Annotated in this window: 13 protein-coding genes; 2 read left to right on the top strand and 11 right to left on the bottom strand. The window is 61.6% G+C overall.

The features are described 5' to 3' along the window. Nucleotides 1–33: 33 nt before the first annotated feature. Nucleotides 34–834 (bottom strand): bifunctional hydroxymethylpyrimidine kinase/phosphomethylpyrimidine kinase, encoded by an 801-nt coding sequence (gene thiD / locus A4A58_RS20430; protein ID WP_068735545.1) that lies wholly within the window; start codon nucleotides 832–834, stop codon nucleotides 34–36. A gap of 153 nt (nucleotides 835–987) precedes the next feature. Here thiD and A4A58_RS20425 point away from each other — a divergent pair, with 153 nt between their 5' ends. Continuing rightward, nucleotides 988–1,224, top strand: a complete 237-nt coding sequence (locus A4A58_RS20425) for an Lrp/AsnC ligand binding domain-containing protein (RefSeq protein ID WP_068735543.1) — start codon at nucleotides 988–990, stop codon at nucleotides 1,222–1,224. Nucleotides 1,225–1,461: 237 nt separating this feature from the next. Here the strand turns inward: A4A58_RS20425 and A4A58_RS20420 are convergent, their stop codons facing one another. Further along, nucleotides 1,462–3,846: a transketolase gene (locus tag A4A58_RS20420; RefSeq protein ID WP_068735541.1), complete on the bottom strand. Its 2,385-nt coding sequence runs from the start codon at nucleotides 3,844–3,846 to the stop codon at nucleotides 1,462–1,464. A 152-nt stretch (nucleotides 3,847–3,998) separates the two neighbouring features. Here A4A58_RS20420 and A4A58_RS20415 point away from each other — a divergent pair, with 152 nt between their 5' ends. Further along, nucleotides 3,999–4,460, top strand: coding sequence for an Lrp/AsnC family transcriptional regulator (locus A4A58_RS20415; RefSeq protein WP_068735539.1), 462 nt, complete (start codon nucleotides 3,999–4,001; stop codon nucleotides 4,458–4,460). A 10-nt stretch (nucleotides 4,461–4,470) separates the two neighbouring features. Here A4A58_RS20415 and A4A58_RS20410 read toward each other — a convergent pair whose 3' ends face one another. From A4A58_RS20410 to urtB, 9 genes are all read right to left on the bottom strand, one after another. Then, a complete protein-coding gene (locus tag A4A58_RS20410) occupies nucleotides 4,471–6,888 on the bottom strand; it encodes a bifunctional diguanylate cyclase/phosphodiesterase (protein WP_068735537.1) in 2,418 nt (805 codons plus the stop codon). A gap of 248 nt (nucleotides 6,889–7,136) precedes the next feature. Continuing rightward, a complete protein-coding gene (locus tag A4A58_RS20405) occupies nucleotides 7,137–8,090 on the bottom strand; it encodes a DMT family transporter (protein WP_068735535.1) in 954 nt (317 codons plus the stop codon). 189 nt (nucleotides 8,091–8,279) lie between these two features. Next, complete coding sequence (locus A4A58_RS20400) at nucleotides 8,280–9,119, bottom strand: aldo/keto reductase (RefSeq protein ID WP_068735533.1); 840 nt, start codon at nucleotides 9,117–9,119, stop codon at nucleotides 8,280–8,282. A 67-nt stretch (nucleotides 9,120–9,186) separates the two neighbouring features. Further along, nucleotides 9,187–9,528, bottom strand: coding sequence for an FmdB family zinc ribbon protein (locus A4A58_RS20395; protein WP_068735531.1), 342 nt, complete (start codon nucleotides 9,526–9,528; stop codon nucleotides 9,187–9,189). A gap of 79 nt (nucleotides 9,529–9,607) precedes the next feature. Then, entirely contained in the window at nucleotides 9,608–10,837 is a 1,230-nt protein-coding gene (gene fmdA / locus A4A58_RS20390) for a formamidase (RefSeq protein WP_068735529.1), read from the bottom strand. 48 nt (nucleotides 10,838–10,885) lie between these two features. After that, complete coding sequence (gene urtE / locus A4A58_RS20385) at nucleotides 10,886–11,575, bottom strand: urea ABC transporter ATP-binding subunit UrtE (RefSeq protein WP_068735526.1); 690 nt, start codon at nucleotides 11,573–11,575, stop codon at nucleotides 10,886–10,888. A gap of 10 nt (nucleotides 11,576–11,585) precedes the next feature. Next, a complete protein-coding gene (gene urtD / locus A4A58_RS20380) occupies nucleotides 11,586–12,341 on the bottom strand; it encodes an urea ABC transporter ATP-binding protein UrtD (protein ID WP_068735525.1) in 756 nt (251 codons plus the stop codon). Nucleotides 12,342–12,350: 9 nt separating this feature from the next. Beyond that, entirely contained in the window at nucleotides 12,351–13,496 is a 1,146-nt protein-coding gene (urtC, locus tag A4A58_RS20375; RefSeq protein ID WP_068735523.1) for an urea ABC transporter permease subunit UrtC, read from the bottom strand. 36 nt (nucleotides 13,497–13,532) lie between these two features. Next, on the bottom strand, nucleotides 13,533–14,459 hold the full coding sequence (gene urtB / locus A4A58_RS20370) for an urea ABC transporter permease subunit UrtB (protein WP_068735521.1): 927 nt from the start codon (nucleotides 14,457–14,459) through the stop codon (nucleotides 13,533–13,535). Nucleotides 14,460–14,566 lie beyond the last annotated feature (107 nt).

The following is a 14,566-nucleotide window of genomic DNA, read 5'->3' as shown; positions in this document are numbered from 1 at the left end:
CGCCGAGGTTGGTTTGAGCCGATCTTGATACGCCTAATAGAACGCGTGGAAGTGATGCACCGGGCCGTGGCCGTGACCGACCGTAAAACGATCCGCCGCAGAGATCGCCGCCGTGACATAGGCTTTCGCCGCACGCACCGCGGCTTCCATGTCCTGCCCCTTGGCGAGGCCCGCCGCGATCGCTGATGACAGCGTGCAGCCGGTACCGTGCGTATTCTTCGTGGACACGCGCTCTGCCGGCAATGCAATGGCGCGGTCTGCGGTGATAAAATAGTCAGTGCTCTCCGGACCGGTCCCGTGGCCGCCCTTGATCAGCACAGCCTTGCAGCCGAGCGCGAGCAGACGCTTGCCCTGCGCCTCGATGGCCGCATCGCCCTCCGCCATTGGTTCATCGAGCAGCGCGGCTGCCTCCGGCAGATTTGGCGTGATGATCTGGGCCAATGGGATCAACGTGCTGCGCAGCGCTTCGATGGCCTCCGGCGCCAGCAGGCGATCGCCTGACGTGGCCACCATCACGGGATCGAGCACCACATGTTTCGGCTGCCATGTCGCGAGGCCGGCGGCGATGACCTCGATCACATCGCGCTGCGCGACCATGCCGATCTTCACCGCGCCGACCGCGAGATCGACGAACACGGCGTTGATCTGTTCAGCGACAAACTCCGCCGGCACCTGATGGATGCCGGTGACGCCCTTTGTGTTCTGCGCGGTCAGCGCGGCGATCACCGAGGCGCCGTAGACGCCCAGCGCCGCGAAGGTCTTGAGGTCGGCCTGGATGCCGGCGCCGCCCGAGGAATCCGAACCGGCAATGGTCAGGGCAATGGGTGTGGGCATCGGAAAAACTCGCACGAGATCAAGGGATAAGCGGGCACCTCAGTCCTAGCCCTCTATTGCCGGACCGACAAGGTGGCGACATGCTGGCGGCTTGCGCCGCACCCTGTTTTGGGCTTGATGATCTCTAAAATCGCCCGTTTCCGGAGAAAACCGATGGTCCCCTTCTTTGTCCAGTTCAAGTGCAAGCTTGGCCAGTCCTACGCCGTCGCCAACGCCCTGGCCGAAGCCGAAATCGCCTCGGAGATCTATTCCACCGCTGGGCATTACGACCTGCTGGTGAAGTTCTACGTCGATAACGCCACCGACATCGGCCATTTCGTGAACGAGAAAGTGCAGACCATCCCGGGCATCCAGGACACGCATACGATCATTACGTTCAAGGCGTTTTGAGGCGGAGCTGCGCGCTCCAATAATTTCGCACCGGCGGTGTGCTCCCTCTCCCCGCTCTGCGCGGGGAGAGGGTTGGGGTGAGGGGCGAGGCAGTCGGCTCGCCAAGATGAAGCATTCTCGGATCACACGAATTCCGATCTGTGAACTCGAAATATGTGGTGAGGCCGTGCCATGCCCCTCACCCGCCGCGAAGACGCGGCGACCTCTCCCCGCAAGCGGGGCGAGGTTAAGTAAGACCTACACCGCCATCTTCCGGTGCAGGACCGGAATGCCGCTCAGCTCTTCCGCCGCGTCGACGATCGCATTCGCGTCGAGGCCGTGATGGCGATAGAGATCGCCGATGGTGCCAGTCTGGCCGAATTGTTCGACACCCAGCGCTTCCATGCGATGACCGCAGACGCTGCCGATCCAGCCCAAAGTCGCCGGATGACCGTCGAGCACGGTGACGATGCCGAAATCGCGCGGCAGCGGCTGGAGCAGCTTCTCGATGTGGCTCAGATGCTGCGGGTTACGCCTGTCGCGGCGAATTTTCCGCGCCGATGTCCAGCCGGCATGGAGACGATCCGCCGAGGTGATCGCCAGCAGGCCGATGTCGCGATGGCTGTCGCCGAGCAGGCCCGTCGCCTCGATCGCCTCCGGCGCCAGCGTGCCGGTATAGGCGATCACCAGATCGCAATTGGCGCCGGGCTTGCGCAGCCAGTAGGCGCCGTCGGTGATGCCCTGCTGCAGCTCCGGCGTCATCATGCGTTGCGGCTGTTCGATGGTGCGCGTGGAGAGCCGCAGATAGACCGCGCCGCCGGCGCGCTGGCCGCTGTCATCGGTGCCCGCGTCGCGCTGCATGTGCTGGAAGCCCCAGCGCATGATGACGGCGAGTTCGTCGACGAAAGCCGGCTCGAATGATGCGAGACCGTCCTGCGCCATGCCGATCAGCGGCGTCGCGATCGACTGATGCGCGCCGCCTTCCGGCGCCAGCGTGATGCCCGACGGCGTCGCGGCCACCATGAAGCGAGCGTCCTGATAGCAGGCATAATTGAGCTGATCGAGCGCGCGGCTGATGAAGGGATCGTACAGTGTCGCGATCGGCAGCAGCCGCGTGCCGTTGACACTGCTCGACAGGCCCAGCGCCGACATCAGGATAAAGAGATTGCTCTCGGCAATGCCGAGTTCGATGTGCTGGCCCTTTGGCGAGAAATCCCAATTGAAGGTCGAGGGGATCTTCTCGCTGCGGAAGTGATCGGCCTTCTCGGCGCGTGCGAACAGCCCACGGCGATTGACCCATGCTCCGAGGTTCGTCGACACTGTGACGTCGGGCGACGCGGTGACGATGCGCGACGCCAGTTCGGTATCGCCGCGTGCCAGCTCATGCAGGACGAGGCCGAAACCCTGCTGCGTGGACATCGCGGGCGACGGCTTGAACGACAGATGCGCGGGAACGTCGATCACGTCGGCGCTCAGGCGCCGCGTGCCCTGCTGCACGAAAGGCACATCCTTGAGGAACGCATCGAGCTTCGCGGCGCCCTGCGTCAGGCCCTCATATCTGTCCCATTCATGGCCGGGCCGGATGTTCTGCGCCGCGCGCCAGGTCTCCATCTGCGTCGGCGTCATCAAGCCGGCATGGTTGTCCTTGTGGCCCTGGAACGGCAGGCCGACGCCCTTGATCGTATAGGCGATGAAGCAGACCGGACGATCGTGATCGATGGCTTCGAAAGCCTCGACCATGCTGGCCATATCGTGGCCGCCCAAATTGGACATCAGTGCCAGCAGTTTCTCGTCGCTGCGCGCCTCGATCAGGCGCGACACCAGACCCTGATCGCCGATCTCGTCGTTGAGCCGCTTGCGGAACGCGGCGCCGCCCTGGAAACACAAAGCCGAATAGATCTGGTTCGGACAGTTGTCGATCCAGGTCTTCAGTGCCGCGCCGCCGGGCTCGGCAAAGGCGGCGTCCATCAGCCGGCCATACTTCACGATCACCACATCCCAGCCAAAGTTGCGGAACATGGATTCGAACTTCTCCCACAGACCCTCACGCACCACGGCGTCGAGGCTCTGGCGGTTGTAGTCGACGATCCACCAGGTGTTGCGCAGCCCGTGCTTCCAGCCTTCAAGCAAGGCTTCGAAGATATTGCCCTCGTCCATCTCGGCATCGCCGACCAGCGCGATCATGCGGCCTTCGCGGCGGTCCTTCATCCAGCCGTGAGCCGAGACGTAGTCCTGCACCAGCGATGAGAACAGCGTCTGCGCGACGCCGAGGCCGACCGAGCCGGTGGAGAAATCGACATCATCGATGTCCTTGGTGCGCGACGGATAACTCTGCGCGCCCTTGAAGCCGCGAAAGTTCTCGAGCTTCTCGCGCGTCTGGTTGCCGAACAGATACTGGATGGCGTGGAACACCGGACTCGCATGCGGCTTCACCGCGATGCGGTCTTCCGGCTTCAGCACGGCGAAATACAGCGCCGACATGATCGTCGCCAGCGACGCCGACGAGGCCTGATGGCCGCCGACCTTGAGGCCGTCGGTATTGGGGCGGATGTGATTGGCGTTGTGGATGGTCCATGACGAGAGCCAGAGCACCTTGCGCGCCAATGCGGTCAGGGTCTGCAAACGATGATGATCGATCGGCATGGTGGGCTCCCGCGTCGGCCAGCTGTGCTGGTTCGTGATGAGGTCGCCATTCTAGCAGGCGCCCCAAAGGGATTTTCTCAATTCATCGCGACAACCAGGGCCATATTGGGATAAATGAATGGTTCTGCTTCAGATTTCATGGAATTTTCCCAATGTCAGCCCTCGACGCAATCGACCGCAAGATTCTCGCCGCACTGCAGATTGACAGCCGCATCACCATGCAGGAGCTCGCCGAGAGGGTCGGGCTATCGATCTCGCCGTGCCATCGCAGGGTGAAACTGCTGGAAGAGCGCGGCGTCATCACCCGCTACATGGCCCTGGTCGATCAGAAATCGATCGGGCTGCCAGTCAGCGTCTTCATTTCCATCAAGCTTGTCAGGCAGAAGGAGGAAGACCTCAACCGCTTCGCCAAGGCGATCTCGAAATGGGAGGAAGTGCTGGAATGCTACCTGATGACCGGCAATCGCGACTATCTCCTGCGCGTCGTCGCAGCGGATCTGTCATCCTATGAGGCATTCCTGAAGAACAAGCTGACCCGGCTCGACGGCATCGCCTCGATCGAGTCGAGCTTCGCGCTCAGCCAGGTGAAGTATTCGATTGCGCTGCCGGTGTGAGGGCCCAGAGCTAGCTGGCCAGCTTCGCCGCGGCGGCGGTACCATCCAGGGTGCTGACGACACTCTGGTAATGGGCAATCGGCTGCGGGCGGCCGATCAGGAAACCCTGGATCTCCGCACAGCCCTCGGCCGCAAGAAACGACAGTTGGGCGACGGTCTCGACGCCCTCGGCGATCACCGGAAGCTTCAACGAGCGGCCGAGCCCGATGATGGCGTGAACAATAGCCGCGGACTGCGGATTGTCCTCAAGCTTGGCCACGAAGGTCTGGTCGATCTTGATCTTGTCGAAGGGGAAGGCCTGCAGATAGCTCAGGCTCGAATAGCCCGTGCCGAAATCATCCATGGCGACGCGAACGCCCAGTTCCTTGACGGCGTGCAGGATCGCGATGGCACCAGCAAAATCGTCAATCAGCACGCCTTCGGTGATCTCGATCTCGACACGCTTTGGGCAGAGACCGGTTTCCGCCAGAACGGCGGCGAGCATCCCGGGTACATCGCCGCGCTGAAAGTTGACCGGCGACAGGTTGATGGCGATCGACAGCGGATTGACCCAGGTCGCCGCCTCGCGACAGGCCTCACGCACCACCCACTCGTCGATGGCGCCTATCAGACCGCTCTCCTCCGCCAGCGGAATGAACACCGTCGGCGAGATGATGCCGCGCTCGGGATGCTGCCAGCGCAGCAGAACCTCGAAGGCGACGACAGCGCCCTCGGTGGTCGCCTGCGGCTGAAAATAGAGTTGGAATTGCTTGTTCTCGACCGCCACCACGAGATCACGTTGCAGCAGTCGTTTCTCGCGGATGTGCTGATCCATCGCAGCCTCGAAGAAGCGGATGGTGCCGCGTTCCTCGGCCTTGGCGCGATCGAGCGCCAGATCCGCATGCGCAATGAGAGCTTCGATATCCCGGCCGTCCTGCGGATAGACCGAGATGCCGATACTACAGCGAACATTGACGTGCTGGCCGTCGATCTGAAACGTATTATCGAGAATGCCCGACAACCGCGCACAGAGATCTTCCGCTGTTTGCGGCTCCGCGCCGAGATGAGACACGATCGAGAAGATATCGCCACTCGGCCGTGCCAGAAATGCACCGTTGCAGGCTTGCGCCAGCCGCTTCGCCAGCTCGGCCAGTACGGCGTCTCCGGTGGCCTGGCCGTATACATCATTTGTCTCTCTGAAGCGGTCGATATCGATCCGCGCGATCGCAAACGAGCCGTGTCCCGCCGAGGCCTCGTTGAAGACGCGGGCCAGATGTTCGTTGAAGGCAACACGATTGGGCAGATCGGTGATCGGATCGTGCCGCGCGAGGTGCACGATCCGCGCTTCGCTGAGTTTGCGGTCGGTGATGTCGGCGTGGGTCGCGACCCAGCCGCCATTCTTCATCGGCCGGTAGCGCACATTGATGGCGCGTCCATCCGGCAGCTCGGCGGTCTGGCTACTCGGCACGCGATCCGCGAGCGCCGTCCGCATCTTCATCTCATAACTATCCATATCGACGAACAGCGTGCCAGCTGCCGCGCGCATCGCCAGCATCTGATCCTCGGTCGCGCCGGCGAGCATGTTCGCCGGCGCGATATTGTACATGCGCATGTAGCTTTCGTTCCACAGTTCGAGCAGGCCATCGGCGCTATACATGCATAGGCCCTGCTCCATATTGTTGAGCGCCGCATCGAGCTGCAGATTGCGCTTGCTCATGCTGCGGCGGGTGCGCTGATCTGTTACGGCAACGACGAGGCCCGCGATCACCACGGCGGCGGTGAAGGCCGCAATGGCCAGCGACAGTTCGATCGGCGACAGCAGACTTTGGTTCTCAGCTGCTGCGGCATTGTAGGTCAGATCGATCGCGCCCATGGCAACGAAGTGATGTACGCAGATCGCGAGCGTCAGAAGCAGTGCGGCAACGAGCAGCTTGCCGGGCCGGTCGGCTGTCTGGGCGACGAGGATCGCCAGGGCGGCAATCAACATGCCGCCGACAACCGACGCCGTGACGAGGTCCGGCATCCACTGGATGATGGCGGGGATGCGCAGCGACGCCATGCCCATGTAGTGCATGCAGGCGATGCCGAGGCCGATCACCGCGCCGCCGGCCAGCGCGTTCCGTTTGGTTCGATTGAACAGCGCGATGGCGAAGCCGGCCGTGGTCATCACTGCAGAGGCGACGAGCGAACAGGCGGTGATGATGAGATCGTAGTGGAGTTCGAAACCAGGCGTGTATGCGAGCATCGCGATGAAATGCGTCGCCCATGTGCCGAAGCCGGTGACCGCGCCTGCGGTAATCAACCACGCAAGGCGCGTATCGGGCAATGCGGTGCGCGCACGCGTGAACAGATTGACGGCAGCAAGACTGGTGAGAAAACACACCGCTGCCGCCAGCAGGATCTGCCGCCAGTCATGCTGCAACTCGATGCAATTCCAGACTCGTAGCATAAGGATACCAACATATGACGAGATATCGAAAGCATAGCGCGTGCAACGTTCGGAATGTTTAAAACTCACGGAAAAATTGCACGGAAGAGCTGTTATTATTAAGCCGCGATAAAGCCGGAAATATGCCGGGTATCATCGTCCATGTTTGCGGAAAGATGTGCAACACATTCGGATGCACCTACCGCAAGCGCCATGGCTCAGGGAAAATCGAGCGGTGGGGACGACCCGTTTCGATCAACAGCTCATCATTAGGCGCTCGGATAAGGTTCCGCCGGTACGGTGACCTGCGCGCGGCGCACGCGTTCGCGATGTGCGGTGTAGACACCGCTGGCGATGATGACCGCAGCACCTGCAAAGGTCACCGCATCGGGCACTTCGCCGAACACGAAGAAGCCGATCAGCGTCACCCACACCAGCTGCACATAAGAGAACGGCGCCAGTACCGACGCATCCGCATAGCGGAAGGCCAATACGACAATCCAGTGGCCGACAGTAGCGGCGACGCCAATACCAACGCCGAGCGCGATCTGCGTCCAGCTCGGCACGATCCAGTAGAACGGCACGATGACACTGAGCACGAGAAAGCCGGTGATCGCCGAGAACGCCATCGTGGTGATGGCGCGATCTGCACCACTGATTTTGCGCGTCAGCACCAGCGCGGTCGCCCAGCCCAGCGCCGAAATGATCGGAAAGATTGTGCCGGGCTGAAACGCCGCGGTGCCCGGCCGCACGATAATCAATACGCCGAGAAGCCCGGCAATGGTCGCGGTCCAGCGGCGTAAACCGACTTTCTCACCGAGGAACAAAACTGAAAGTCCGGTGACGAACAGCGGCGAGATGAAGCCGGTTGCCGTCGCCTCCGCGATCGGCAGATAACCGAGCGCCATGATGAAGAAGATCGACGAACATAACAGGCCCAGCCCGCGAAATACCTGCAGCAGCGGCCGCGTCGAGCGCATCGGATTGCCCGAGGCTGGCGCCAGCACAATCGGCAGCAGGATCAGGACGAACACCAGAAACCGGATCCAGGCGATCTCCACCGATGGCATACCCGTGCGCGACAGATATTTCGCCATCGCATCCGACGAGGCCAGAAATGCCGTCGAGCAAATGATCATCAGAATGCCGTGCAGCGGCCGGTCGGTATGGCGATGAGCCGATACACGGGCAGCAGTCTTCGGCGGCGGAACATGGCTTGTCACGAGCGGGGACCAATATGCGGGCTCGTCGGTGCATGCGAGCCGAATCGAATAAAGCTCACAAAACGACGATCACGAGGCCGGGACAACTGCCGATATCAGGACACGGATATGCAGGCAGGCAAAAAAGCCTATGCAGGCTGACACATCAGCCGGCCAGCGTGCAGCGCAGCATCGATTTTACCGCATACCCTACAGCATCGGTAGACTGGAAGGCTCCCGGCCGAGCGGGAATGCCTTTCCAATATCAGCCAGTTCGGCCGCGCTGAGCGTCAATGCGCTCGCCGCCGCGTTGTCAGCGGCATGGGCAGCCGAAGACGCCTTCGGAATTGCGAAGACCGGTGGCTGGCGGATCAGGAAAGCCAGCGCCACTTGCCGCGGCGTGGCCTGATGGGTATCGGCGATCTGCTGCAGGATTTTGCCGCCCGGCGAGCGCGTCGACGGGAAATCATTATGACCGAACGGCGAATAGGCCACGACGGCGACGCCATGGCTCTCGCACCACGGGATCACGCGGTGTTCGATGGCGCGCTCCTGCAAATGATAGAGCACCTGATTGCAGGCGATGGCGCCCTTGCCTGCGAGTTTCGACAGTTCGTTGAGATCGTCGACATCGAAATTGCTGACACCCCAGGAGGCAATCTTGCCGGCGGCCTTCAACTCTCCGAAGGCAGCGACGGTCTCGGCAAGCGGCACCTGGCCGCGCCAGTGCAGCAGGTAGCAATCGAGCCGGTCGGTACCCAGTCGCTTCAGTGAGCGCTCGCAGGCGGCAATGGTGCCCTTTCGCGACGCGTTGCTCGGCAGCACCTTGGAGACCAGGAACACCTCGTCGCGACGGCCGGCGATGGCCTCTGCAATCACGAGCTCGGCGTCACCATACATTTCGGCCGTGTCGATATGGCTCATGCCGGCATCGAGGCCGGCCTGCAGCGCCCTGACCGCCGCAGCGCGGTCACTGTGGTCGATATACCAGGTGCCCTGCCCGATTACCGACACGTCGCGCGTGGTGTGGCCGAATGGATTGTGTCGCATGGTGCGCCTCCGCCTCCCCGTGGAACCTGCGCACGGGAGTGGACTTTAGCGCATCAGTTCAGAGGAGTCAGTGGCTGATCATCCACGGCCGCGCCGTCGGGAAGCTCTTGGCGCCCGAGCGGGTCTGCTTCACCAGCCGCGACGGCTTCTTGCCGGAACAGCAGCCGCAACCGGCCCCATGCGACGCCTTGTATTCCGCCGATGTCTTCGGCGCATTGCGGCTGCGTTCATTGGTGGCGTGGGCCTTGCGCTTGTCGGAGGGCATGCAGAAGAACGCGGGCGCAGTCAGGATCACGCGCGGCGCCTGCGTCGCGCAATGCGGACAGTCCTGCGGGTCATCGCATTCCGCCATCGGCCGCATGTCGGTGAAGGGGCCGCAATCGTCGCAAAGATATTCATAGACCGGCATAGCGCTTCACTCTCGTCTGCACATCAGGAAAAAGGTGGCTGCGGGGCCGTGACTTACCCCCGCAGCCGAGTTGACCGCATTACTTGTCGGGCGAGAGCGGCATCTGGATGTCGCCCTTGATGTGTTTGACGGGCCCAGCCGATGACGGATTGATATCGAAGTCGAAGATCTGCGTCGGCAACCACAGCGTGGCGCAGGCGTTGGGTACATCGACAACGCCGGAGATGTGGCCCTGAACCGGCGCCGTGCCGAGAATCGAATAGGCCTGCGCACCGGAATAGCCAAACTTCTTCAGATATTCGATGGCATTCAGACAGGCCTGACGATAGGCGATGTGCACGTCGAGATAATGCTGCTTGCCCTGCTCGTCGACAGAGATGCCTTCGAAGATCAGATAGTCGTTGTAGTTCGGCGTCATCGGCGATGGCTTGAACACCGGGTTCTTGATGCCGTATTTCGACACGCCGTCCTTGATGACATCGACCTTGATGTGCAGCCAGCCGGCCATTTCGATGGCGCCGCAGAAGGTGATTTCGCCGTCGCCCTGCGAGAAGTGCAGGTCGCCCATCGAGAGACCGCCGCCGGGCACATAGACCGGGAAATAGACCTTGGAGCCACGCGACAGATCCTTGATGTCGCAATTGCCGCCGTGTTCGCGCGGCGGCACGGTGCGCGCGCCTTCGGCCGCAGCCTTCTCCTTCGCCTCACCCTTCAGCCGGCCCATATGGGCAGTCGGGCCGAATGGTGGATTGGCGAGGCCGGGAATGCGGGTCGGATTGGTGGCGATCAGCGCGGTCTCGCGCTCGTTCCAGGTGGCGAGCAGTTTCGGATCGGGCAGACAGCCGATCAGGCCGGGATGGATCAGGCCGGCGAAATTCACGCCCGGGATGTGGCGCGACGAGGTGTACATGCCCTTGAAATCCCAGATCGACTTCTGCGCTTCCGGGAAGTGGTCAGTCAGGAACCCGCCGCCGTTCTGCTTGGAGAAGAAACCGTTGAAGCCCCACAGCGAATCTTTCATCGGGCCGACATCGAGCAGATCGACAACCAGAAGATCGCCGGGCTCCGCACCCTTGACGCCGATCGGGCCGGACAGGAAGTGTACGATCGACAGATCGATATCGCGCACGTCGTCGGCGCTGTCGTTGTTCTTGATGAAGCCGCCGGTCCAGTCATAGGTCTCGACGATGAAGTCATCGCCGGGATTGACCCATGCGACCATGGGAATGTCCGAATGCCAGCGGTTGTGAATCATGTCGTTGTCGTAAGCCGATTGCGTGAGGTCGACCTTGATCAGTGTATCTGGCATTCAATGCTCCCCTTCGGTTACTGTCTTGGTGGTTGGACGCGTGGTGAATTAGACGGACAGATATTTAGCGATCTGCGCGGCATCGATACCTTCGCGGGCTTCGTCGCGAACGATCTCGCCGTTTTCGATCACCAGCACGCGGTCGGCGACATCGAGCGCGAAACTCAGCACCTGTTCGGAGACGATGATCGACAGGCCCTTGGTGTCGCGGATGTGCTTCAGCGTCCGCGCCATGTCCTTGATGATCGACGGCTGGATGCCTTCGGTGGGTTCGTCCAGCAGCAGAACCTTCGGCTTGGTCGCGAGCGCCCGCGCAATGGCAAGCTGCTGCTGTTGGCCGCCGGAGAGATTGCCGCCGCGACGGCCTTTCATTTCGAGCAGCACCGGAAACAGCTCATAGAGATCGCCGGGCACTTCCTTCTCGCCGGAGGCGACAAGGCCGGTCTCGATATTCTCCTTCACCGTCATATGGGAGAAGATCATGCGGCCCTGCGGCACGTAGGCGAGGCCGCGCGCGACGCGCTCATAGCTCTTCAGCGCACCGAGCTCCTTGCCTTCCATGGTCACCGAGCCCGACTTGGTCGGCACGATGCCCATCAGCGATTTCATCAGCGTGGTCTTGCCCATGCCGTTGCGGCCCATGATGGCCACGATTTCGTTGGGCTGCACCGAGACATTCAGGCCATGCAGAACTTCGCTCTGGCCGTAAGCGACGTGGAGATCGTTGATAGCGAGCATGATGATCTCCTCAATGACCCAGATAAACTTCAATGACCTTCGGGTCGTTCTGGACCTTCTCCATGGTGCCTTCGGACAGGATCTGTCCCTGATGCAGCACGGTCACCTTGTGAGCGATGTCCTCGACGAATTTCATGTCGTGTTCGATCACCAGCACCGAGCGATTCTTGATGATGGTATTGAGCAGCTCCGCAGTCTTGACGCGCTCGCTGACGCTCATGCCGGCGACCGGTTCGTCGAGCATCAAGAGGTCCGGATCCTGAATCAGCAGCATGCCGATCTCGAGCCACTGTTTCTGGCCATGCGAAAGCACGTCGGCATACATGTTGAGACGATCCTTCAGGAAGATCATCTCGGCGACTTCCTCGACGCGCTCGCGCACCGCGGCATCGCGCTTGAACATCAGCGAACCGAACACCGAGCGACCGCGCGGATAGGAGATCTCCAGATTTTCGAACACCGTCAGATCGTCATAGACAGACGGCGTCTGGAACTTGCGGCCAACGCCGGCCTGCACGATCTGGTTTTCCTTCAGCTTGGTCAGTTCCGTGCCCCGAAACTGCACCGAACCCGAGGTAGCTTTGGTCTTGCCGCAGATCAGATCGAGGACGGTGGTCTTGCCCGCGCCATTGGGGCCGATGATCACGCGGATCTCGTTCTCCTCCACATAGAAGGAGAGATCGTTGACCGCCTTGAAGCCGTCGAAGGAAACGGTGAGCCCTTCGACCGCAAGCAAAAACTCTTTGGGCTGATGTCCGATGAGCATGATGTCCCCTTACTCGGCCGGCGCGCCGTCGGCGGCGGATTTGATGGCCCAGGCCTTCTTGGATTTAGACGAGCGCATGGCGATCAGGCGATCGATGTGGCGCGCCACGTGATCGCGCCAGATACCGGACAGGCCATTGGGGAAGAACAACACCACGGCGATGAACAAGCCGCCGAGGCCGAACAGCCAGAGTTCCGGGAAAGATTCCGACAGCATCGTCTTGGCGTAGTTCACCAAGAGCGTGCCGTAGACGGCGCCGAAGATGGACATGCGGCCGCCAACCGCCGTGTAGATCACCATCTCGATCGACGGCACGATGCCGACAAAGGACGGCGACATGAAACCGATCTGCAGCGTGAACATGGCGCCGCCAATCGCTGCGAACATCGCCGCAGCACAGAAGGCGAAGATCTTGAAGTTGGCGACGCTGTAGCCGGAGAAGCGAACACGGTCCTCCTGCTCGCGCATCGCCACCAGGATGCGGCCAAGCTTGGTCAGCCGGATGAATTGCGCCGCGATGATGCAAGCAAACAGCACGAACACTTCAAAGAAGTAGAGAATGACCTTGGCGTGGTCGGTGCGGATGTCCCAGCCGTTCAGCGTGCGCAGGTCGGTCATGCCATTGATGCCGCCGGTGTAGCCCTGCTGGCCGATGATCAGGATGGTGGCGATGGCCGCGATGGCCTGGGTGATGATGGCGAAATAGACGCCGCCGACACGCCGCTTGAACATCGCCGCGCCAATGATGAAGGCCAGCAGCGTCGGCACCACGAGTATGGCGATTATGGTGAGCGTCAGCGAGTGGAACGGCTTCCAGAACAGCGGCAGCGCGGTGATCTGGTTCCAGTCCATGAAATCCGGAATGCCGGGGGTCGACTGGATCTTGGTGTTGGCGACGCTGGAGGCTTCCAGCTTGAGGAACATCGCCATGCAGTAGCCGCCGAGGCCGAAGAACACGCCCTGTCCGAGGCTGAGAATGCCGCCATAACCCCAGCACATCACAAGGCCCAGGGCGACGAAGGCATAGGTCAGATATTTGGCGACGAGGTTGAGACGAAACACATCGAGAAACAGCGGCAGGATCACCGCGAGCAGCAGCAGCAGCGACAGGAAACCGAGAAGCTCCGAGCGGTTGAAGAAGCGTGAATTGATCATGGTAATGATGCCCTGCTCTGTCTGTACTGCACGCGCTTACTTGCGGACCTTGAGGGCGAACAGGCCCTGCGGCCGGATCATCAGGATTCCGACGATGGTGAGCAGCGTCAGCACCTTGGCCATCGAGCCAGACATGAAGAACTCCATGGTCGACTGCGCCTGGGAGATGGTGAAGGCCGAGGCAATGGTCCCGAACAGGCTGGCCGCGCCGCCGAACACCACGACAAGGAACGTATCGACGATGTAGAGCTGGCCGGAGGTCGGCCCGGTCGAGCCGATCATGGTGAAGGCGGAGCCGGCGATCCCGGCGATGCCGCAGCCGAGACCGAACGTATAGCGGTCAACCTTCTCGGTATTGATGCCGACGGCGCCGGCCATCACGCGGTTCTGCACCACGGCACGAACCTGACGACCCCAACGCGACTTGTACATGATGTAGGCCACCACCATGGTGATCCCCAGCGTCAGCACCATCACGAAGATGCCGTTGATCGGCACTTCGATCGTATCGGTGACCTGCTTGGAGCCCATCATCCATTGCGGCAGTTCGACGCCGACTTCACGGGCGCCGAACACCGAACGATAGGCCTGCTGCAGGATCAGGCTGAGGCCCCAGGTCGCCAGCAGCGTGTCGAGCGGGCGCTTGTAGAGATGCCGTATCAGCCCCCATTCGACCAACATCCCCAGCGCACCGGAGGCGATGAAGGCGAGGACCATGGCGACGAAGAAGTAGCCCGAGAACAGCGACGGCAGATGCGACTGGAAGAAGTTCGACGTCAGCCAGGTGACGTAAGCGCCGAGGATCATGAATTCGCCATGCGCCATGTTGATGACGCCCATCTGGCCGAAGATGATGGCGAGGCCCAGGGCCATCAGCACGTAGACCGAGAACAGGATCAGGCCGGCAAAGCCCTGCATTGCGAAGATGGCGCCAAGGTCACCAATCGAATAGTCGCCGAACATCGATCCGTCCTCCGTCAGGGAAAGGGTCCCGCGCCGCGCGATGAGACGCGACGCGGGGTTGTCGTGCGCGGATAGGTCGTCCGCGCCAGGGAGAAGGCGCGCGGAGA

Origin of the sequence: Tardiphaga robiniae (genome assembly GCF_001618955.1) — a bacterium.
Classification (GTDB): Bacteria; Pseudomonadota; Alphaproteobacteria; order Rhizobiales; family Xanthobacteraceae; genus Tardiphaga; species Tardiphaga robiniae_A.
Note: the sequence above shows the minus strand (reverse complement) of the source record. Positions and strands in the feature narration are given on the sequence as shown.

Coding starts and splice junctions, on each gene's coding strand:
- urtD (WP_068735525.1), bottom strand. CDS start 12,341: ATGCTCATCGGACATCAGCCCAAAGAGTTTTTGCTTGCGGTCGAAGGG.
- thiD (WP_068735545.1), bottom strand. CDS start 834: ATGCCCACACCCATTGCCCTGACCATTGCCGGTTCGGATTCCTCGGGC.
- A4A58_RS20425 (WP_068735543.1), top strand. CDS start 988: ATGGTCCCCTTCTTTGTCCAGTTCAAGTGCAAGCTTGGCCAGTCCTAC.
- A4A58_RS20400 (WP_068735533.1), bottom strand. CDS start 9,119: ATGCGACACAATCCATTCGGCCACACCACGCGCGACGTGTCGGTAATC.
- urtC (WP_068735523.1), bottom strand. CDS start 13,496: ATGATCAATTCACGCTTCTTCAACCGCTCGGAGCTTCTCGGTTTCCTG.
- urtE (WP_068735526.1), bottom strand. CDS start 11,575: ATGCTCGCTATCAACGATCTCCACGTCGCTTACGGCCAGAGCGAAGTT.
- A4A58_RS20420 (WP_068735541.1), bottom strand. CDS start 3,846: ATGCCGATCGATCATCATCGTTTGCAGACCCTGACCGCATTGGCGCGC.
- A4A58_RS20395 (WP_068735531.1), bottom strand. CDS start 9,528: ATGCCGGTCTATGAATATCTTTGCGACGATTGCGGCCCCTTCACCGAC.
- urtB (WP_068735521.1), bottom strand. CDS start 14,459: ATGTTCGGCGACTATTCGATTGGTGACCTTGGCGCCATCTTCGCAATG.
- A4A58_RS20415 (WP_068735539.1), top strand. CDS start 3,999: ATGTCAGCCCTCGACGCAATCGACCGCAAGATTCTCGCCGCACTGCAG.
- A4A58_RS20410 (WP_068735537.1), bottom strand. CDS start 6,888: ATGCTACGAGTCTGGAATTGCATCGAGTTGCAGCATGACTGGCGGCAG.
- fmdA (WP_068735529.1), bottom strand. CDS start 10,837: ATGCCAGATACACTGATCAAGGTCGACCTCACGCAATCGGCTTACGAC.